21 protein-coding genes are annotated in these 19,214 nt (G+C 67.2%); 16 read left to right on the forward strand and 5 right to left on the reverse strand.

What is annotated here, in order from left to right:
• On the reverse strand, window positions 1-365 hold a 365-nt coding region (locus ACZ60G_RS14540), incomplete at its 3' end, for an SDR family NAD(P)-dependent oxidoreductase (protein ID WP_465810579.1).
• 502 nt (window positions 366-867) lie between these two features.
• Between ACZ60G_RS14540 and ACZ60G_RS14545 the strand changes: the two genes are divergently transcribed.
• On the forward strand, window positions 868-1,635 hold the full coding sequence (locus tag ACZ60G_RS14545) for a pirin family protein (protein WP_465810581.1): 768 nt from the start codon (window positions 868-870) through the stop codon (window positions 1,633-1,635).
• A gap of 85 nt (window positions 1,636-1,720) precedes the next feature.
• On the opposite strand, the gene ppgK is transcribed toward ACZ60G_RS14545, so the two are convergent.
• On the reverse strand, window positions 1,721-2,557 hold the full coding sequence (ppgK, locus tag ACZ60G_RS14550; RefSeq protein WP_465810583.1) for a polyphosphate--glucose phosphotransferase: 837 nt from the start codon (window positions 2,555-2,557) through the stop codon (window positions 1,721-1,723).
• 381 nt (window positions 2,558-2,938) lie between these two features.
• Between ppgK and ACZ60G_RS14555 the strand changes: the two genes are divergently transcribed.
• From ACZ60G_RS14555 to ACZ60G_RS14570, 4 genes are read left to right on the forward strand one after another with little or no spacing between them, the layout of a single operon-like run.
• On the forward strand, window positions 2,939-3,124 hold the full coding sequence (locus ACZ60G_RS14555; RefSeq protein WP_465810585.1) for a sigma factor: 186 nt from the start codon (window positions 2,939-2,941) through the stop codon (window positions 3,122-3,124).
• A complete protein-coding gene (locus ACZ60G_RS14560) occupies window positions 3,121-3,717 on the forward strand; it encodes an FAD-dependent oxidoreductase (RefSeq protein WP_465810587.1) in 597 nt (198 codons plus the stop codon). Before ACZ60G_RS14555 ends, ACZ60G_RS14560 begins: the two co-directional genes overlap by 4 nt.
• On the forward strand, window positions 3,714-4,568 hold the full coding sequence (locus tag ACZ60G_RS14565; protein WP_465810589.1) for an FAD-dependent monooxygenase: 855 nt from the start codon (window positions 3,714-3,716) through the stop codon (window positions 4,566-4,568). The genes ACZ60G_RS14560 and ACZ60G_RS14565 overlap by 4 nt, the downstream gene beginning before the upstream one ends.
• Before the next feature lie 29 nt (window positions 4,569-4,597).
• Window positions 4,598-5,011 carry a hypothetical protein gene (locus tag ACZ60G_RS14570; RefSeq protein ID WP_465810591.1) on the forward strand — a complete coding sequence of 138 codons (414 nt, stop codon included), beginning with the start codon at window positions 4,598-4,600 and terminating at the stop codon, window positions 5,009-5,011.
• Window positions 5,012-5,117: 106 nt separating this feature from the next.
• On the opposite strand, the gene ACZ60G_RS14575 is transcribed toward ACZ60G_RS14570, so the two are convergent.
• Window positions 5,118-5,396 carry a recombinase family protein gene (locus tag ACZ60G_RS14575; RefSeq protein ID WP_465810908.1) on the reverse strand — a complete coding sequence of 93 codons (279 nt, stop codon included), beginning with the start codon at window positions 5,394-5,396 and terminating at the stop codon, window positions 5,118-5,120.
• A gap of 291 nt (window positions 5,397-5,687) precedes the next feature.
• Between ACZ60G_RS14575 and ACZ60G_RS14580 the strand changes: the two genes are divergently transcribed.
• From ACZ60G_RS14580 to ACZ60G_RS14615, 8 genes are all read left to right on the forward strand, one after another.
• Window positions 5,688-8,618, forward strand: a complete 2,931-nt coding sequence (locus ACZ60G_RS14580) for a helix-turn-helix transcriptional regulator (protein WP_465810593.1) — start codon at window positions 5,688-5,690, stop codon at window positions 8,616-8,618.
• Between the two features lies 1 nt (window position 8,619).
• On the forward strand, window positions 8,620-11,556 hold the full coding sequence (locus ACZ60G_RS14585; protein ID WP_465810595.1) for a helix-turn-helix transcriptional regulator: 2,937 nt from the start codon (window positions 8,620-8,622) through the stop codon (window positions 11,554-11,556).
• 228 nt (window positions 11,557-11,784) lie between these two features.
• A complete protein-coding gene (locus ACZ60G_RS14590) occupies window positions 11,785-12,075 on the forward strand; it encodes a hypothetical protein (protein WP_465810597.1) in 291 nt (96 codons plus the stop codon).
• Between the two features lie 17 nt (window positions 12,076-12,092).
• Window positions 12,093-12,791, forward strand: coding sequence for a maleate cis-trans isomerase family protein (locus ACZ60G_RS14595; protein ID WP_465810598.1), 699 nt, complete (start codon window positions 12,093-12,095; stop codon window positions 12,789-12,791).
• The gene (locus tag ACZ60G_RS14600; protein WP_465810600.1) at window positions 12,788-13,936 is read left to right on the forward strand and encodes an FAD-dependent oxidoreductase; all 1,149 of its coding nucleotides are present in this window, start codon (window positions 12,788-12,790) and stop codon (window positions 13,934-13,936) included. Before ACZ60G_RS14595 ends, ACZ60G_RS14600 begins: the two co-directional genes overlap by 4 nt.
• Before the next feature lies 1 nt (window position 13,937).
• Window positions 13,938-14,729, forward strand: a complete 792-nt coding sequence (locus ACZ60G_RS14605; protein WP_465810602.1) for an aspartate/glutamate racemase family protein — start codon at window positions 13,938-13,940, stop codon at window positions 14,727-14,729.
• Window positions 14,726-15,703, forward strand: a complete 978-nt coding sequence (gene hemB, locus ACZ60G_RS14610; RefSeq protein WP_465810604.1) for a porphobilinogen synthase — start codon at window positions 14,726-14,728, stop codon at window positions 15,701-15,703. Before ACZ60G_RS14605 ends, hemB begins: the two co-directional genes overlap by 4 nt.
• Window positions 15,704-15,781: 78 nt before the next feature.
• Window positions 15,782-15,970 (forward strand): hypothetical protein, encoded by a 189-nt coding sequence (locus ACZ60G_RS14615; RefSeq protein WP_465810606.1) that lies wholly within the window; start codon window positions 15,782-15,784, stop codon window positions 15,968-15,970.
• A 260-nt stretch (window positions 15,971-16,230) separates the two neighbouring features.
• Here ACZ60G_RS14615 and ACZ60G_RS14620 read toward each other — a convergent pair whose 3' ends face one another.
• A complete protein-coding gene (locus ACZ60G_RS14620; RefSeq protein ID WP_465810608.1) occupies window positions 16,231-16,605 on the reverse strand; it encodes a cupin domain-containing protein in 375 nt (124 codons plus the stop codon).
• A gap of 79 nt (window positions 16,606-16,684) precedes the next feature.
• Here ACZ60G_RS14620 and ACZ60G_RS14625 point away from each other — a divergent pair, with 79 nt between their 5' ends.
• The 3 genes from ACZ60G_RS14625 (at window position 16,685) to ACZ60G_RS14635 (ending at window position 18,733) form a co-directional block, all read left to right on the forward strand.
• On the forward strand, window positions 16,685-17,155 hold the full coding sequence (locus ACZ60G_RS14625; RefSeq protein WP_465810609.1) for a MarR family winged helix-turn-helix transcriptional regulator: 471 nt from the start codon (window positions 16,685-16,687) through the stop codon (window positions 17,153-17,155).
• A gap of 538 nt (window positions 17,156-17,693) precedes the next feature.
• A complete protein-coding gene (locus ACZ60G_RS14630) occupies window positions 17,694-18,326 on the forward strand; it encodes a transglycosylase SLT domain-containing protein (protein ID WP_465810611.1) in 633 nt (210 codons plus the stop codon).
• 95 nt (window positions 18,327-18,421) lie between these two features.
• Window positions 18,422-18,733 (forward strand): hypothetical protein, encoded by a 312-nt coding sequence (locus ACZ60G_RS14635; protein WP_465810612.1) that lies wholly within the window; start codon window positions 18,422-18,424, stop codon window positions 18,731-18,733.
• Between the two features lies 1 nt (window position 18,734).
• On the opposite strand, the gene ACZ60G_RS14640 is transcribed toward ACZ60G_RS14635, so the two are convergent.
• On the reverse strand, window positions 18,735-19,199 hold the full coding sequence (locus tag ACZ60G_RS14640) for a MarR family winged helix-turn-helix transcriptional regulator (RefSeq protein ID WP_465810613.1): 465 nt from the start codon (window positions 19,197-19,199) through the stop codon (window positions 18,735-18,737).
• Between the last annotated feature and the right edge of the window lie 15 nt (window positions 19,200-19,214).

A 19,214-nucleotide genomic window follows, 5' to 3' on the forward strand; every position in this document is an offset into this window, starting at 1 on the left:
GCCCGGGTCGGCCGCACCGTCCCCATCACATTGAGATCCCAGGATGCCTGCCACTGGTCGTCGGTAACGCGCGCGATTCCACCCGGTTGCACGGTAACCGCGCCGACGTTGTTCACCAGTACATCGATGCCACCGCGGTCTGCCGCAGCCGCGATCAGGTCATCCGCACCGCCGGGTTGCGACAAATCGGCGGATACAAAGGTCACTTTCCCGACCTCCTCCAGCGTCCCGAGACCGGGCCCTCGGCTGCGTGATCCGGCCACGACGTGGGCGCCGGCGTCCACCAGCGCCTGGGTGATCGCGAGCCCGATACCTTTGCTGGCGCCGGTAACCACGGCGGTCTTGCCCGACAGATGTAGATCCATGCTGTTACTCCCGTCGCTAGCTCGGTTTGTGACCCCGAACACGCTACGCCCGGCTCAGCGCTGTGCCGTTGAAGATGGTGTGCCGAGCATCCTCACGAGGCCGCACCTCACGAGCATTATGAGAACAGTTCCGAGTGTTCGGCTATGTACCCGCCCAACCGTGGATGGCGGCTGTCCCGTGATCTTCTCGACGTCGTCGGTGGCTCGGTCGTAGCGTCCGGCGCGGTGCAGCAGCGCCATGGTGGCCCGCCCTCACCCACAAGTACATCGACGACCTGCACCTGCTGAAGCTCTGCTGACCCGAGCCAGAGCAGGTTCTCGGTTCCGGCCTGGAATTCGATCGGGAGGGGCTGCAGGGCTGGTCCTCTCGTAGCCGATCCAGTCCTGTTCTCGCCCACATGATCGATGGCGGAATGGTTTCGCTCCGACGCGCGTTAGTTTCCATGGAAACCAAATTGCCGGTCGGCGATCAGGCCGCACCGATCTTGGAGGAGGGCACCTCATGAACACCATCGACTTGACTCCCACCGTCGACATCCGCCGCGCCGAGGACCGGTTCAAGTCCGACTTCGGCTGGCTGGATTCCAAGCACTCGTTCTCCTTCGGCCACCATTTCGACCAGGCCAACACTCATCATGGGCTGCTGCTGGTCAACAACGACGACATCGTCGATCCCGGTACGGGGTTCGACACACATCCACACCGTGACATGGAGATCGTCACGTGGGTACTGGAGGGCTCGCTGGTCCACCAGGACTCCACCGGCCACAACGGCGTGATCTACCCCGGCCTGGCCCAGCGCATGAGCGCCGGCACCGGCATCCTGCACTCGGAGAAGAACGACTCTTGGCGGCTCAGCGGCGACGTCCACCAGGACCCGGTGCACTTCGTGCAGATGTGGGTGGCGCCCGACGAGGCTGGTATCACCCCCGGTTACGAGCAGCTGGAGATCGAGGCGGAACTGCTGTCCGGTGGTCTGCTGCCGGTTGCCTCGGGTATGCGCAAACATGATGGCCACGCCGCGATCCGGATCCGGAACTCGCACGCGGCCCTGTACGCCGCGCGGCTCGCCCCAGGACAGTCGGTGCACCTGCCCGACGCGCCGTTCCTGCACATGTTCGTGGCCCGCGGCGCGGTGACGCTGGAGGGTACTGGCCCGCTGCATACCGGCGACGCGGTGCGCTTGACCGCCACCGGCGGCCAGCAGGTCACCGCGAGCGAGCCCGCCGAGATCCTGGTCTGGGAAATGCACGCCACCGTCCAGTTCTGACCTTCGGTACCCATCCACCGTCAGGGGCAAGGATGTGACTTTCTCGGGTTCAACATCCGCCGCCACCACGGCCGGGCCCCGCTGATCAGCGAAGACGACCGCTGCCGCCGAGCGGGCTGGTTGCGCACGTTGGATCGGCACACGCAGCCACTGCTGCCCCTACGATCCCCGCAGTGTTCTGCAACGCGGCGGCCACCACCGGCGTGCGGTTCTTCAGCAACGGAATCCATTTGTCGCCCTTGCGACTGACCCCGCCACCGGCGATGAACAGGTCGGGCGAGATCGCGTTTTCGATGGCGACCAGCACCTTCGTCACCTCCGGGGCCCACCGCTTATAGCTCCAGGCGTGCCTTTCCTTGACCGACGCCGCGCCCCGACGCTCGGCCTCCATTCCGCCGACCTCGATGTGACCGAATTCAGTGTTGGGCAACAACACACCGTTATGGATCACCGCCGAACCGATGCCGGTGCCGAACGTCAACAGCACAATGACGCCGTCGTTGTCCTTGCCGGCACCGAACTCGACTTCGGCCAATCCCGCCGCGTCGGCGTCGTTGAGCAGGGTCACCGGCTGTCCGCCGAGTTCGGCGCTGATCACCTCCTGGGCGTTCACTCCGATCCAAGACTTGTCGAGGTGCGCGGCGGTACGGGCTACGCCGCCGCTGACCACACCCGGATAGGTGACGCCAAGCGGCGCCTCCCACTGAAAGTGCTTCACCACCTCGCGGATCGTGTCGGCGAGAGTCTCCGGAGTAGCCGGCCGCGGGGTCGGGAGTTTGAAGCGGTCGCCGATCAGCTGCCCGGTGCCGAGATCGACGACGCCGCCCTTCACGCCGGTACCGCCCACGTCGATGCCGAAGCCCCAGCGATGCGGCCTAGCCTGGCTCGGCTTTTCGGTGACCGAAGCGGTGGTATCGCCCATGGACGCTCCAGTACGTGGCGGCGGCCCGAGGTCAGCTCCCTCCGCAGATTCCGGGCTGGTCGTTACCGTGGGTTTCATCGAGTCCCCTGGTCACGAATCGGATATCGAGGCCGAGATTTCGGCGGGCTGCCCGTATTCCATCGAAAAAGGGCGCAAAGGGTTCAAGAATCTATTCTCCCCCCGGGCCGGTATTCCTGCTACCTGCAAAAGCGGCCGGTCCAATTGCAGTTCGACAGCCGACGGCGAGAACATCAAGTTCTACCGAGGCCATCGGGGTCGACGTGTGCTGCGTCGGCGTGCACGGTGGCCTCGGGGTCGAGATCGGCGGTGAGGTGCGTAAAGCTGGCGTATGACTGGCTGCGCCCCTGTCATGCTTGCTGTATGGCGGCAGGGACGGTCGAAATGTTCGAGCGGCATCGGGCACGATTGCCCGGTCTGGCGTATCGAATGCTCGGTTCGGCGGCTGACGCCGAAGACATCGTCCAAGAGGCGTTCCCGCGGTTGATCGAGCCGATGGCCTGCCACGGAATCGCCGCGGTCGAGAAGCAGTCGTGGACACGCCTGTGAATTCTGCAGATGTCATCGTGGTGGGTGGTGGCCCCACCGGCATGACGGCCGCCGGTGATCTCGCTCGCGCCGGACGGTCGGTGAACGTGCTGGAGCGATGGCCGCAGATCAACCCAGCCAGCCGGGCATTCGCGACCATGGCTCGCACCCTGGAAGTCCTCGACGCCCGCGGTCTGGCCGAGGATCTACTCGCACAGGGCGGCACCACACCGGCGGTGAACCTGTTCGCGGGCGCGAAGGTCGATCTGACTCACCTGCCCTCGCGGTACCGCTACGCGCTGATCACGCCGCAGACCAATGTCGACCAGGCCCTGGCCCGCTATGCCGAAGCACAGGGAGCAAATATCCATCGCGGTGTCGAGGTCGTCGGCCTAGTGCAGGACCGCGACGGTGTCACGGTGACGACCCACCACAAGGACGCACCGGTGGACACCGAGACAACCCGTTGGCGCGCAACGTATCTGGTGGCCGCCGACGGTGCCCACAGCACCATCCGAACCCTGCTCGGGGTGGAATTCGCGGGCAAGTCGGTGTTGTCCTCGGTGGTGCTGGCCGATGTGCTGCTCACCAATGGACCAGCCGGTGTGGCTTGACGCTCTGCGACACCCGCGACTGCTTCGGATTCCTCGTCCCCTACGGCGACGGTTCCGGCTCCCGCTGGTACCGGTCGATGACCTGGGATCGCCGCAACCAGCTGCCGGACTCCGAGCCGGTGGACGAGCGCGAGGTGGTGGACGTGCTCACACGGGCGATGGGACGTGATGTCGGCGTGGCCGAGATCAGCTGGCGTTCCCGCTTCCACTGCGATGAGCGCCAGATCCACGAATACCGTTCCGGACGTGTGTTTTTCGCAGGCGACGCCGCACACATACACTCTCCGATGGGCGGGCAGGGCATGAACACCGGCATCCAGGATGCCGCCGATCTCGCTTGGAAGCTGGACACCGTCCTCGGCGGCGCGAACGACGCGGTGCTCGACTCCTACCACGCCGAACGCCACCCTATCGGCCGCCGCGTCCTGCGGCAGAGCGGCGCGATGATGCGCGCGGTCACGGTGAAACCGCGCGTCGCGCGCTGGATGCGGGACCGAATTGCCCCGAAAGTGCTTGGCTTCGGCCCGATCTCGGACGCGATCGCGGGCAGCTTCGCCGGAGTTACCCTGCGCTACCCGTCCGGCCGCGGCCAGTCCCCGCTGGTCGGAACCCGCGCCACGGAGACTCCCCTGCGGGGAGACCGGCTCACCGTGCTACAGCGCACACCCGGCTTCGTCGTCATCCGGGAACGCGGCGCCGCCCCCGTCGCAACGAATCTCATCCAAGCCGAACGCACCGACACCGGCCCCGCCCTGCTGGTGCGTCCCGACGGCTACATCGCCTGGGCCGGACGCACCGCCGCCGACCACGGCTGGCGCGACACCCTAGCCTTCTGGACCCAAAAGAGTTGAACCCCAACCCCGTCGAAAGGAGCATTCCCATGACCGTGACCGCGATCCAGATCGGCCTGCACCCCGACGTCATCGATTACACCTCCCCCGACTTCACTCAATTCCCCGGTCTGACCAAGGACGTCCTATCCAAGGCCAACGACGACAATGTCGCCGGACTGCGCGCCGCCGGCTACGAGGTCGACAACTGCCTCATCGACCTCGGTGACGCCGGTGCCGAAAAGGCCCGAAAGTGGCTTGCGGCCAAGCACTATGACGCCGTGCTCATCGGTGCCGGTATCCGCCGGGTCGCCAGCAACACGGTGCTCTTCGAAGCGATCGTCAACGCCGCTCACACCCTGCAACCCGGCTGCCGATTTGTCTTCAACTACTCCGCCACCTCGACCCCCGACGACATCCGCCGCTGGTACTCCACACCGGACGACACCACCCCGACCCACTGACCTCCACAGCCGCGATATCCCGTGATGGCCCAGCTCAGTGAGCGCCCCTCGATGGTCATCGGCGCCGGTCCGGTGTCGATGACCATCGAGTGATGTGCCGGGTGGGTTATCGCTCGGCGAGCGCGGTCGCCGAGCGAGCGCCGCTTGCCGTGTTCGTCGTACATCTGCCGGCCCAGTTGGACCTGGCGGGGGCCGAGTTTGGGTTTCTGGCCGTCGGGCGTCCGCGGGCGCGGGCGGCGGCGAGCCCGCCGCGAGTGCGCTCGGACATCAGCGCGTGCTCGAATTCGGCTATCGCGCCGAGGATTTGGAAGAACATGCGGCCGACGGCGCTCTGTTCGCATCCGGCCGCAGCAAGTGCGTCGTGCTGGGCTTTCGGGGTGCTGATCGCGGGTGGAGACCCGCCCGTAGCCGATGTGCATGGCTCGGGAGTGTATTGCGAACCCCGACAGACAGATTGACGTTGGCTCGTACACGGGAACCTTTACCCGGCAGCTGATCGTGCAGCAGTCTCCCGTGAAAATCATGCTGGATAGCTTGCGACCGGTGGCTCATTTGTAGCCTTTCCGAATGGGTGCGTCGGTTTGCGGCCCGCAGCGTGCTGCCCCTGTTTAAAATGCGGCGGAAACATCCCGGTCGAGGCCTTGGCGAGACCGCAAGTCAGGTGTGCGGAGGTGGCATGTCGGTCCCGAGAGCCGGGGGCGTGACGCAAGGTCTGGTCGGCCGTGTCGAGGAGATGCGAACGTTGACCGAGTCGCTCGCGGCGGTGCGTTCGGGCGGAACTGCCGCGGTATCGGTGACAGGTGAACCCGGGATCGGCAAGACCCGGCTGATCCAGGAAGTGTGTGCCGAGGCAGCAACGATGGGCTTCGGAGTCCTGCACGGTCGCGGGTCCGAACTGGAACGCGAGATTCCCTACGCCGCCGTAGTCGATGCGCTGGATCGAATGCTGGGTTCGCTACGTCGGTTCGAGTTGCGGATGCTATCCGACGAGGGACGATCCGAACTGGGCAGGCTGCTGCCGTCGCTGGGCGACTGGGCAGGTCCCTTGGCGACGCCCTTGCAGGTGGAGCGGCACCGCTGCCACCGGGCCGTGCGGTTGGCGTTGGATCTGCTCGCCGTCCGGCGGCCGCTGCTACTGGTTCTGGACGATGTTCATTGGGCCGACCATGCTTCGATCGAGGTGATCGCGTATTTGCTGCGGAACGCGGTGCCTCGGATGATGGTGTTGCTGGCCCACCGACCGCGCCAGACACCGACGATATTCGCGACGGCGCTGGCACGCGCTACGGCCGACGGCACTCTCACGACGATCGGGCTCGGGCCACTATCGCATGCGCAGGTAGCCGAGCTATTGCGCGATCACGTGGCCGGGCCTGAGCTCGACGCACTGCATCGTGAGTGTGGGGGCAATCCGTTCTATCTGCAGGAGCTCGCCCGGGTCTCCTATCGGGGTAGGCAGGGACTTGCGCTCATGCGCACCGCCACCAGCGACCGGTCCGGCATCCCCGCCACCGTTCTTGCGGCGCTCGAGCACGAGGTGCGCGCGTTGTCGCCCGCGGCGCAGAACCTGCTCCGTTCGGCCGCCGTCGCCGGGGAACCGTTCGATCTCGACCTGGCCGCCGAGATCGCCGAACTCGACGCGGCCGAGGTGCATTCGGCCGTGGATGAATTGATTCGCGCGGACCTCGTCCGTGATTCCGATGCCCCTGGCCGACTGGTCTTCCGTCATCCGATTGTCCGCTACGCGATCTACGACGGCGCCAGGTACAGCTGGCGCAGGCTGGCGCATGGGCGGGCTGCCGCGGCGCAGGCCACCAGGCGTGCGGGACTGTCGGTGCGGGCCCACCATCTGGAACAGTGCGCCGACGTCGGCGACGAGGAGGCGATCACCCTATTTGCCGAGGCAGGAAGGGCGGCGGCGGCGCGTGCTCCGGTGGCCGCCGCGCGGTGGTTCGAGGCGGCCCTGCGACTGCTTCCCGACGAGCCGAGCGAGCGACGGGTGTCGCTGTCGCTCGATCTCGCCGAGGCGCTGACCACGACCGGCCGGCTCCGCGACGGCGGTGCGGTGCTGCGTCGCGCGCTTGACCTGCTGCCCGCCGCCGCGCGGGACCGCCGCCGGATCACGGCCATGATCGTCCGGATCGAGCAGGGCCTCGGCAACGCGTCGGAAGCCAGACGGTTGTTGTCCGCGGCGCTGGCACAGACCGGCCCAGACGGTGCGGAATGCGCCGAACTGCAACTATTGCTTGCAAAGAACCACATGATGATGCGGGATTGGGTCGAGGCAGCGCGGACGGCGGCAGATGTCCGCGCGATAGCGCGACGCAACAACAACGACCGGCGGTTGTCCCTCGTCGCCACCGCAACCAGTGCATACCTGGGCCTGATGCCTGCGAAGTCGCTTGCCGGCGCGCTCGCCGACCTCGACGAAGCCGCCCCTGCTCTCGATGCGCTCAGCGACGACGATGTCGCGCCCGGGCTGTTGGACGCGTTGACCAAGGTGGTTCACACGGAGGTGTGCTTCGAACGGTGGGACGCCGTGGTCGAGCACGCCGATCGAGGCATTCGACTGAGCCGCGCCACCGGTCACGGCACGCAGCTGGTGGAGATCATGCACTTGCGGGTGGTCGCGCTCATTGTGCTCGGTCGACTGGACGACGCCCTGCGCACGATCGATTCCGCCACCGAGACGGCGCTGTTGCTCGGCAACGAGCCCATCGTGGCGCTGAGTGAGGCCGATCGCTGCTGGGTGCTCGGGCTGCTCGGCCGAACCGAGGCCGCGCTTGCCGCGGGTGCGCGCGGCGTGGCTGCGTGTGAGCACACCCCGCACGCCCCGAGCGCGTGGTTCGCTCGAATGCTCTACGGCTCCGTGCTCATCGATGCCGGTCAGTACCGACGTGGCCGCCACGAGATCATCGCGGCCGGTGGCGGTGTCGAGCTCAGCGGGATCTTCCCGGTCAGCCGACCCCGTTACCACCGGTACCTCGTCGACGCGGAATTGGCCCTGGGGCGCATCGACGCGGCCGAGGATTCGACCCGCCGGATCGAGAAGATCGCGCAGACGGTGCCGATGCTGCACACCCGCGTCGGCGATGCACACTATGCCCGTGCACGAGTGTTGCTCGCCTGCGGGGAGGTGCGGGCGGCAATGCGTAGCGCCGAATACGCCGTGGCCGAATACGAGTCGAGCCGCTCTCATCTCGATGTGGCTCAGGCCCGTCTCGTGCTCGGCGAGGCGCTCCTGGACGCCGATGTTGCCGCCGCCAGGCGCGAATTCGATTCCGCCTATACGGTATTCGATTCCTGCGGGGCAGCCCGCCTGGCCGACCGTGCGCGGCTGGCCTTGCAGCAAGTGGGTCGGAGCCGACCAGGAAAATGGCGTCGGTCGCATGCCGCTGTCGGCGCGCTCGGCGATCTCACCGAACGCCAGGCCGACATCGTCAACAGGGTCGCGCTCGGCAAGACGAACCGACAGATCGCCGCGGAGCTGCGCCTGAGCGAGAAAACCGTCGAGGCCCACCTCGCCCGTCTGTTCGCCAAGACCGGCGTCTCGTCGCGGGCGGAGCTAGCCGCCCTCGCCACGAGCAGGACCAATACCCGGAGTTGACGTGTCGGTGGCACCACCGGAGGACGACGCCCACGAACTGGTCGGGCGGATCGGGGAGATGCATACCCTGAGCGAGGCTCTCGCCGCGGCCAAGCGTGGCGAAAGCGTGACGGTCATGGTGACCGGTGAGCCAGGCATCGGCAAGACCCGCCTCCTCGAGGAAGTATGCGAACAGGCGGTGCGGCAGGGATTCGAGGTCGGCCGCGGTCGCGGGACCGAACTGGAACGGGAGATCCCGCATGGCGCGCTGATCGAGGCATTGAACAAGCCGCTTGGTCTCGTGCGACACGAGGATCTCGATGCACTCGGTGCCGATGTACGGTCCGAGCTCGGCATGCTGTTGCCAACCCTCGCGGATGGGGCGGCGCCGTTGACGACGCGACTCGAGGTCGAACGGCATCGGCTGCATCGGGCGGTGCGCATGGCACTGGACCGGGTGGCAGCTCGACGGCCGTTGCTGGTCGCAATCGACGACGTCCACTGGGCGGACCACGCGTCGATCGAGTTGATCGCGCATCTCATCCGACACCGGGGGCCACGGGTGATGCTGGTCATGACCCAGCGCCCGCACCAGACGCCCGATGCCCAGGCGGTGGTGCTGGCTCGGGCGGCACGGGACGGTGCGCTGGTCTCGCTTGAACTGGGGCCACTGACCCCGGGGGAGGCCGCCGACTTGCTGCGTGACCGTACTGATATGGCCGATCTGTACCGCGAATGCGGCGGCAATCCATTTTATCTGCAGGAGCTTGCGCGGGCATCGGTTCGGTTCGAGGCACCTGCTACGCAGCAGATGGCCCCTCCCGGGTCGGCCGACGTTCCGGCGGCCGTCCGGGCCGCGCTGGAGCAGGAGCTGCGGGCGCTGTCCTCGACCTCCCGACAGCTATTGCAGGCCGGGGCCATCGCCGGAGAGCCGTTCGAGCTGAAGCTCGCGGCGGAGATCGCCGAACTCGACGAAGCGATGGCATGGCCTGCGGTGGACGAGTCGCTCGAGTCGGGCCTGGTCCGCGACTCGGGGATCCCCGGGCACCTGGTTTTTCGCCACCCGATCGTTCGTCGCGCCATCTACGATCAGGCCGGACCGCAATGGCAGCGTTCGGCGCATCGGCGAGCGGAGGTGGCGCTGGCGCGGCGCGGCGCGGCCCTCGGGGTGCGCGCGCATCACGTGGCACAGTGTGCCGACATCGGGGACGAACCGGCGATCGCTCTGCTCATCGACGCAGGCGCGGAGGCCGCACCCCGTGCCCCGATGACCGCCGCGCAGTGGTTCCGCGCCGCGCTGACATTGCTGCCCGGCGGCGCCGCGGAGGAACGGCGACCGTCGCTGTCGCTGGCTCTCGCGGAAGCGTTGGCTGCCGCGGGTCGACTCGGCGAGAGCGGCACGGTACTACGGCAGGCGCTGGATCTGCTTCCGTCCGATGCCGTGGCGGCCCGCGGCCGGTTCACGGCATTGATCGCGCGGATCGAACAGGAACTCGGCAATGCCGTGGAAGCCCGACGACTCCTCACCGCGGCCCTGGCGGATGCCGCCTCCGGCACCGTGGAGACAGCGGCGCTGCAGCTCGTACTTGCCAAAAACCATGTGATGATGGGTGACTGGGTCGAGGCAGCGCGCACGGCGACCGATGCCCGAGTCGTGGCGCGTCGGAACAACGACCGGCGGTTGTATCTCATCGCGACCGCCACCAGCGCGTACCTGGGACAGATGCAGTGTGGTGCCCCGCTCATCGAGGCGTTGGCCGACCTCGACGAAGCCGCCGCGGCGCTCGACGCGCTCACCGACAGCGAAGTCGCACCAACGTTGCTGGATGGGCTGACCAATGTGGTCTACGCAGAGGTCTGCTTCGAGCGATGGGATTCGGCGATCGAGCACGGAGACCGCGGAATCCGACTGTGCCGCAGCACCGGTCACGGAACTCACCTGGCTGAGATCATGCACCTGCAGTCGGTCGCGCTGATGATGCGCGGCCGACTCGGCGAAGCGCTACGCACGATCGACGCCGCCGTCGAGACGGCGCTGCTGTTGGACAATGATCCGCTGGTGGCCTTGACCGGCGCGACCCGTTGCTGGGTGCTCGGTTTGCTCGGCCGCACCAACGACGCACTGGCCGCCGGAATACACAGCATCGAGCTGGGCGGCCGTACGCCGCAGGCCATCTACGCCTGGCACGCTCAATTGGTCTACGGCTCAACGCTTGTCGACGCGGGGCAGTGGCGGCGTGGTCGCCGGGAGATCGTCACGGCCGGTGGCGACGCTGCGCTGAGCGAGGTCTATCCCAGCATCCTTCCGCACTTCTACCGATTTCTGGTCGATGCCGAGCTGGCCCTTGGACGTCTCGACGCCGCCGAGGAAACCACTTCTCGCATCGAGGCCATCGCCGACGCGACCCCCGAGCTGCACATGCGCATCGGCGACGCTCACTTTGCGCGCAGTGGAGTGCTGCTGGCCCGAAACGAGGTATCCGCCGCGCTGCGCAGTGCGCAGCGCGCCGTCGCCGAGTACGAAACGAGTGGAACCCGGGTGGACGCGGCCCGGGCGCGTCTGCTGGCGGGTAAGGCGCTGGTCGGCGCAGGCGAGATGACCGCGGCAGGGCGCGAGTTCGACGCCGCGCTCGCCACCTTCGAGCTCTGCGGCGCGGCCGGTCTTGCCGAACGTGCGCGCCGGGCGATGCGGAAAATGGACCGAAGCGGGACGGGTCGATCGAGTCGGTCGCATGCTGCTGTCGGCGAACTCGGTGATCTGACCGCGCGGCAAATCGAGATCGTCCGCCGGGTGGCGTCGGGGCACACGAATCGTCGGATATCCGAGGAACTGTTCCTGAGCGAGAAGTCGGTCGAAGCCCATCTCACCCGCCTGTTTGCCAAGCTCGGCGTCTCGTCTCGCGCCGAACTGGCCGCCATCGTCGCCGGTGTCCGGCATCGGCCGCGACTCGACCGGTAACCGATTTGAGGGGTTTCCCTACTACCTTCGCTGTCCGACGGTATCCGAAACTTGTTGTGGCAGTGGCGTCGAACGTCTGACCGACGAAATCTCGGCGAGCTGCGGAAGCCGAGACCGGAGGACGTGCGCTGTGAAACCCATCCATGCTGACCTCTGGTGTACGGCGTCGCGGCCGGACCGCCGATGAGCGCGGCATTGTCAGGTCCTGTCGTCGTACGGAGCGCCCAGATGGAGCCGATCGAGACCAATGCCGACGACCGGCCGGCGAACCGTCGCACCACGGAGACGTTGTCGTTGCTGCGGAACTGGGTTGGGGCCGTGTGTGAGGCGGAGCTGCGTCGCCTGGACTCCCGTGCACCCAGGCTCGACGCCGACGCACGCGCCGAAGTGGCCCACGCCATCCAGCGGGTGGTCGATGGCCTCCTCGGCGACCTCGGATCGCGGGTGGCCCGCGATGCCGGACTCGTCGACGCGCTTCGGACCTTTTTCGTATTCGACCGCCCGGGAGGCAAACCGTGACCAGAGTGGGTGTGGTAGTGCCACCGGCCAATCCGGCGGTGGAGCCGGAGTTCGCGCGCCTGCTCGACGCGCGGGCGGATCTGCATGTCACCCGCTTTCCGGTACGGCCAGGCCGCCCGCTGGCGGAGCGTTTGGACGCCTACAACGACGCGTTGCCCGACATGATCCGTTCGTTCGGCGATCTGTCGCTCGACGCTCTGGTCATCGCGTGCAGTGGCTCGCGTTATCTGCTCGGCCCGGCCGACGATCGTCGCCAGTGCGCCGAGCTGAGCGCAGAGTTCGGCCTGCCAGTCGCCTCCGCCACCGAAGCCATCAGGTGCGCGCTGGCACACCTCGGCGTCGACGAAGTCGCCTTGGTCTCGCCCTACCAGCCGTGGCTGACCGCATGCGCCGAGCGGTTCTGGGCGGCGGCGGGCATCCGAATCGCCCAAGTGGTCGCGGTGCAGGCCGGGACGCGTTTCGCTCCCTACGAGGTGACAACGGACGAGCTTGTTGCGCAGCTCGAGCAGGCCGCGCCGCCACGGGACACGGCGCTGCTGCTGACCGGCACCGGCATGCGCACGCTGCGCGCGATCGACCTGCTGACCTCGCGTGCTGAGCGGATCGTTCTGACCGCCAACCTGTGCAGCGTCTGGTGGGCACTGAACAGCGCGGGCCTGCCCGCCTGCTGGGGACGCACCGCGCCCCAGACGCCGGCCGAGTCGGTCGCGACATGAGCCCCGAGGTGATTGTCGCGGGCGCCGGGCCAGTCGGTTTGGTTGCGGCCCTCACCCTGGCCAGGGCCGGGGTGTCGGTGACGGTGCTGGAACGAGAGCCACGGCCCGCGACACGTTCGCGCGCCGCCACCTTTCATCCGGCCACACTCGAACTGCTCGACGAGCAGGGCGTGGCCGCGGCCCTGGTGGCGCGCGGCGTCGTCGTGAACCGCCTACAGTGGCGCGACCTGTCCGGAGCGGTACTTGCCGAGATGGCGATGGCCACCTTGAGTGAGCTGACCAGGTATCCCTTTCGACTGCACGTGGACCAGTCGGAGCTCGTCGCGCTGCTGCTCGCCGCCCTCGAAGCGCATACGGCGGTCGATGTCCGATTCGGCGCCGCGGTGCAAACGGTCACCGACACAGGCGCATCCGTGCGTGTCCGCGCCGCGGGCGCCTGGTGCCGGGCCAGGTACCTCATCGCTGCGGACGGCGCGCACAGCACCGTCCGGGCCTCGCTCGCTGCGGCATTGCCGCTGTCCGTCTATCCGACGCACGCGTTGCGGATCTTCACCCGCGCACCACTGGACGAACTGCTTCCGGGCTTGGCGTCGGTGACCTATGTGCGTGACCCGATTCAGTCGTGCAGCTTGTTGCGGTTGCCCGACCACTGGCGGCTCATTCTCCGGCTCGCCCCCGACGAGCCCGTGCCGCGGTGCGTGGCCGGGCTGGAACTGAACACCTTGGACATCTTCGATATGCACCGCTACAGCTTGGCGCGTGGCGTACTCGACGCTTTCCGCCACGGCCGGGTGTTGTTCGCGGGCGACGCCGCCCACGTCACCTCCACCGCAGGCGGTCTCAATATGAACGCCGGTATCCACGATGCGGTCGATCTCGGCCGGACACTCGCCGGCGTGCTGGCGGGACAGGCCGCACCGGACGCGCTGGCGGAGTGGTCGCGGCGACGCCGCGCGGTCCTGGTCGATCATGTCGTCCCGGCCAGTGAGGCCAGGGTCGCCGGCGTTCAGGACGGCGACAGCGCGCGGCTCCGCGCCGCTGTCGCCGAGCTCACAGCCATCGCCGCCGATCGCGAGGCCACCAGGAACTACCTCGTGAACGCCGCCATGCTCGACACCGCCCCGCTACCGATAAGGGAAAACTGACATGCGAATTCGGTTCCAGAAACATGCCGTCGAGGGGCGTTCGCAGCTGCTCGACAAGCTCTACGCGGACCATCTGGCAAAGGTCTCAGAGCCCACCACCGAGGTCGAGATTCATACCCTGCCGCCGCTGCTCTACTCGACCGAGCTACCCGAGGACTTGGTCGGGTACGGGACGATCGGGCTGCTTTTCGCAGACTATTTCGCGCGCACCGCCGTCGTCGCCGAACGCGACGGCTGTGCGGCTTGGATCAGCGGCGCCGGCCAGGACCCGGGGCTGGTCGCCGCACGGGTGCGCGCCACTATTCCCGTCGTCGGGTACGGCGATGTCACTTGGCAGACCGCCAGACAGGAGCGTCATCGGCTCGGCCTGATCGGCTTCATTCCACATCTGGTCGAGCCGATTACCGACAACATCGCCGCCGCGGGCGCCACGTTGGCCTCTTATCAGTTGATCGAGGATGGCGCGGCCGTCATCTCTCGTGCGCTGGCCGGCGACTTCGAACCATTCGTACGGGCCTACACCGTCGCCGCCGAGCGGGCGGCGGCCGCAGGCGCGCAGTGGTTGGTGCCCGCAGAAGGCATACCCAACGAGCTCCTCGTCCACTTGGAGATCCAGGAGCTGTGCGGAGTGCCGGTCATCGACCCCGGCGGATTGGCGATCAAGACCGCCGAGCACCTGGTAGGACTCCGCGCTCTCGGCATCACGGCCAAGGCCATGACCGGATACTGGCATCGGCGGCCATCCCCGGACCTCCTGGCGCACATCGAGCAGATCTTGGAGTTCAGGGCATGAGCTTCCCCGCCGACCGCCCGCGGCGACTGCGCCGCACCGCCGCGCTGCGAGCGCTGGTAGCCGAGCATCGGCTACACCCGTCGGACCTCGTTCAGCCCATGTTCGTGCGCGAGGGCATCGACGAGCCGAGGCCGATCCCAGCCATGCCCGGCCAGGTCCAGCACACGCGCGAGAGTCTGCGCAAGGCGGCTGCGGCGGCCGCGCAGGCAGGCGTCGGCGGCATCATGATCTTCGGTGTGCCCGAGCACAGGCACCCGGACGGACGTGGCGCGTGGGATGAGCGCGGCATCGCGCAGCTCGCGATCCGCGACGTCGCGGCCGAGGTGGGCGACACGACCGTGGTGATCGGTGATGTCAATCTCGACGAATACACCGATCACGGCCAGGTCGGGCTCCTCGACGATGACGGTGACGTGGATAACGACGCCACGCTCGACGCCTACGCCCGAGTCGCGTTGGCGCAGGCCTGCGCCGGAGCCCACCTGGTGGCGCCGAGTGGAATGATGGACGGTCAGGTCGCCGCCATCCGTGCCGGACTCGACGCCGCCGGACACGAGCGCGTCGCCATTCTCGCGTATGCCGCTAAATACGACTCCGCCTTCTACGGTCCGTTCCGCACGGCTGTCGAATCCTCGTTCACCGGAGCCAGATCCACTCATCAACAGGACCCCGCCAACCTCCGGGAGGCGATGCGCGAGGTACTGCTCGACGTCGAGGAGGGCGCCGACCTGGTCATGGTCAAACCCGCAGGCCTCTATCTCGACGTGGTGCGCCGAGTGGCCGACGCCGTGAACGTGCCGGTTGCCGCCTACCAGGTGTCGGGGGAGTACGCCGCGATCGAGACGGCAGCGCAGCACGGGATGGTGCAGCGCGAGCGGGCCATCGAGGAGAGCCTCATCGCGATCCGCCGGGCCGGGGCGCGGATCGTCCTCACCTACTGGGCCACCGAGTTCGCTCAGCGACTGCGTGCGTAGTCGACGACCCACACACCCACTTCGGTCGCTGTCGACGTCGCGATCGGTGAGCTGATCCTCGGCACCGCAGGCGTCGTCGTGACCGCACCGAGGCGGTGTTCCGAGGTCGGTGTACGCGTCGGCGCCGATGACGGTCGAGGCGTCACCGGCCAGACTCAGGGTTCGGGCTCGCTGATAGCGGCAGTGGGCCGAATCGAATGCCGCGGCAGTGGCGAGCAGGCGCGCTGGGTCATGGTCGAGCAGGGCGATGGCCCGCTCCTGGTCTGAGAGCCGCCGAGCTCGTACTGGCAGGGTCAGGATTGGTCGATCTACGCCACGTTCTACCTCGGTCCGGGCTTCCTCCAACAGGGCTGAAATCGCCTGACCCGGGGCGTTGGGATTGGAATAGGACCGCACAAACCGCACAGCAGCAAAATCCCCCCGTCGGAGGCAGAACCGCCGACGGGGGATTTTTTTCATTTCATCAATCCGGTTGCGCACGGCCATCGAAGCGGTAACGCCGGGTGTGCTGTTCGTCACCTATGCCATCAGGCGACCCATGGCGGGTTGATGACCGTTCCATCGGACAGCTCACCCCGGAATCCGACCGGGACTGTCACGACGAGCACGGCCGGCTCCGCGGCCGAATTCGTCAGGGAGATCATCGAATTCGCAGGCGCCACCGCGGCGTCACCGGCCACCAGCGCCTCCGCCTGCCCATCGATCGTGATCGTCACCGCTCCCTGGATCACCACGAATGCCTCCTCGCGCAACACCTTGTGCGGCACGCCTTCTGTCTCGGCCGACACCTGGATCTGCCAGACGCAGAGTTCGGCGCTGCCGGTGCCGGGACGGATGTAGGAGGTGAATCGGGTGCCGTGCATTTCGTGGACTTCGGCATCGGCGGCGCGGGTTACTGGCATGTCTCTTAAATCCTTCATTTGGTCAAGCAGCTTGACTATATAGTCAAGCAGCTTGCCTATCTGTGTCAAGATGTCAGTCATGTCGAATCTGAAACCCGCTTCGACGCTGCGACCCGGCCAGGATCTCGCGCTGCTGTTGCTCGCCGCGGGTGCGGCTGCCACCGACGCCATTCACGCCGGGGTGGTCGCAGCCGGGTTCGCCGATGTGCGGCCGACGCATGGGTTCGCATTCGCGCGGCTGTCACCGAACGGAGCGACGGTCGGCGAGTTGGCCGAACATCTGGGAGTGACCAAACAGGCGGCCAGTCAGTTGGTGGACGAACTCGTGCGCAAGGGTTACGCCGAGCGCAACGCGCATCCGCACGACGCGCGTGCACGGTTGATCACACTGACCGCGAAGGGGTGGGCCTGCACGCGCGCGGCCGATGCCGCCGCGGCCGAATTCGCCGACCAGTGGGCGTCCGTTTTGGGCGATTCAACGGTGGCCCAATTGCGTAACACTTTGACCCGCGTGGTGACCCCCGGAAGGGTCCGGCCGGCCTCTTGGTGACCAAATCGAGACAAAGTGGCCTGCGTTACCCTGAAATTTCCGTGACCTGCATCACATTAGGTTTGACAGCAAACTCCCAGCATGTAGGGGGTTTCGAGAAGCCCGACCTGGGCTTTCCAAGATCGGCAACCCCTGCCATTCACCGCTCGTTCATGTTGCGTTAACCGACCGTGACCAAGCTGATATCAGGTCACGAACAGACCTACAGTTTGGTTACACCGTGGAGCAATCCACACACAGTCGGAAAACGACCGCAACGGCAGATGGGTTTCACCCGCCGCGGTCGCTGGAGATATCAGCGGCATCACAGCCCGTGACCGCAATCTCCCCGCTCGACAGCGGCACCCGCCGGGAACCGACCCCGGGTGGCTTACACCGCGTCGCGCGCCAGGGCTCGCCTGGCCTTCACAACAAAACCCGAAAACAGCATACGGAACCGATTCAGGCGGGCTTCCCACCGGGTGCCCCGTCGGAGATCCGCGCTGCCTCAACCGGGCCGGATCCCCTCTCTGGACACGATCAAGGAACTGATTTCGAAATGCTCGACAAACGCCTCACCTCTTTCCGCCGCCTATCGCTGCGTGACAGTGTCACCCTCGCCGTGGCCGCGGCCGGTATTATCGCCGTCGGCACCTCCTCCGTAGTCGCGCTGGCCGACGACAGCGTTCCGTCGCGCATTGCTATGGTCGCCGAGGAGCAGCCCGCCCCCGCTGCCGCCCCCGCTGCCGCGCCGGCGGTCGATGCGGCGGCCACGCCGGTCGATGCCCCGCTCGTCCCCGGTCTGCCCGCGCTGCCGGAACTGCCGCAGGTCCCCGGCCTGCCCCTGCCGCCGCCCCCGGCCCCGGTCTACGAGGACAACCTCGACGGCTGGATCCACCACGCCCTCGACATCATGACGGCGAACGGCATCCCGGGTAGCTACAACGGCATCTACCGCAACATCATGCGCGAATCGGGCGGCAACCCCCAGGCCATCAACCTCTGGGACTCCAATGCCGCCGCCGGCATCCCGTCCAAGGGTCTGCTCCAGGTGATCGACCCGACCTTCAACGCCTACCACGTCGAAGGCACCGCCTGGGACATCTGGGACCCGGTCGCCAACATCACCGCGGCCTGCAACTACGCGGCCCACCGCTACGGCTCGATGGATAACGTCAACTCGGCGTACTGATCCACGACTTCGCGAACAATGCCTCCCCGCCCGATGGCGGGGAGGCATTGTCGTAGGGTCGACCAGGACCGACCACCACCGATGCGGATTCCGCCATGACCGATTACGCCCACTCCGACCATGCGTCGAAGAGTCGCGCCGAGAAGGCGCGCCGCCTCGCCACCTTTATCTGGGATCGCGCCATCACCGGAACGGAACTGCTGGATATGCCTGCGGCGGTCCGCCGGAAGCTGGCGCGCGCGGCCGAGACGAATCCGCCGAGCACCGACGAGACGTGGACGACTGTGGCAAAGCTGCTCGACGAAAAGGACACCTGGGCCGCTCGGCATCCGAATCATCCTGCGGCACAGCGCAATAACAGCGACGAGAAGCTGCTGTGGGTGAAGCCGCCGATCACCCCGTGGTGATTCAGTAACCGAGCTCGGACTCGGTCTCGGCCTCGACGACCACCTTGTCGGCCAGCGAGCGCAGCGCCCGCACCTCGGCGGGCGTCATCGGATCGATGAAGATCCGGCGCACCAGTTCGACATGGTTCGGGGCCGCCTTCTCGAGCACCTTGCGTCCCTCCGGTGTGAGTTCGACCAGAATCCCCCTGGCGTCGTCCTCGGCCGGGCGACGGTCGACGAGTCCGCGAGCGGCCATGCGCGCCAAGTGTTTCGAGAGCCTGCTCTTCTCCCAGCAGACCTCGGCGGCCAATTCCTTGGCGCGCAGACAGCCGCCGGGCGCGGCAGACAACGGCACCAGGAGCTCGTAGTCGGCGGTGGACAGGCCGTCCTGGGCCAGACCGGCCGATAGCGCCGCATCCAGGCGCTGGCGCAGCCGGATGAAGGCCTGCCAGGTCTGCTGCTCGTCATCGCTCAACCAACGCACCACGGGAATGATCCTAGC

Source organism: Nocardia sp. NPDC102475, from assembly GCF_055584605.1.

What these genes read in the sequence shown, in the direction of transcription:
- ACZ60G_RS14590 (WP_465810597.1), top strand. Translation starts at nt 11,785, where the DNA reads ATGGAGCCGATCGAGACCAATGCCGACGACCGGCCGGCGAACCGTCGC.
- ACZ60G_RS14605 (WP_465810602.1), top strand. Translation starts at nt 13,938, where the DNA reads ATGCGAATTCGGTTCCAGAAACATGCCGTCGAGGGGCGTTCGCAGCTG.
- ACZ60G_RS14600 (WP_465810600.1), top strand. Translation starts at nt 12,788, where the DNA reads ATGAGCCCCGAGGTGATTGTCGCGGGCGCCGGGCCAGTCGGTTTGGTT.
- hemB (WP_465810604.1), top strand. Translation starts at nt 14,726, where the DNA reads ATGAGCTTCCCCGCCGACCGCCCGCGGCGACTGCGCCGCACCGCCGCG.
- ACZ60G_RS14580 (WP_465810593.1), top strand. Translation starts at nt 5,688, where the DNA reads ATGTCGGTCCCGAGAGCCGGGGGCGTGACGCAAGGTCTGGTCGGCCGT.
- ppgK (WP_465810583.1), bottom strand. Translation starts at nt 2,557, where the DNA reads ATGGGCGATACCACCGCTTCGGTCACCGAAAAGCCGAGCCAGGCTAGG.
- ACZ60G_RS14630 (WP_465810611.1), top strand. Translation starts at nt 17,694, where the DNA reads ATGCTCGACAAACGCCTCACCTCTTTCCGCCGCCTATCGCTGCGTGAC.
- ACZ60G_RS14625 (WP_465810609.1), top strand. Translation starts at nt 16,685, where the DNA reads ATGTCGAATCTGAAACCCGCTTCGACGCTGCGACCCGGCCAGGATCTC.
- ACZ60G_RS14620 (WP_465810608.1), bottom strand. Translation starts at nt 16,605, where the DNA reads ATGCCAGTAACCCGCGCCGCCGATGCCGAAGTCCACGAAATGCACGGC.
- ACZ60G_RS14545 (WP_465810581.1), top strand. Translation starts at nt 868, where the DNA reads ATGAACACCATCGACTTGACTCCCACCGTCGACATCCGCCGCGCCGAG.
- ACZ60G_RS14570 (WP_465810591.1), top strand. Translation starts at nt 4,598, where the DNA reads ATGACCGTGACCGCGATCCAGATCGGCCTGCACCCCGACGTCATCGAT.
- ACZ60G_RS14555 (WP_465810585.1), top strand. Translation starts at nt 2,939, where the DNA reads ATGGCGGCAGGGACGGTCGAAATGTTCGAGCGGCATCGGGCACGATTG.
- ACZ60G_RS14635 (WP_465810612.1), top strand. Translation starts at nt 18,422, where the DNA reads ATGACCGATTACGCCCACTCCGACCATGCGTCGAAGAGTCGCGCCGAG.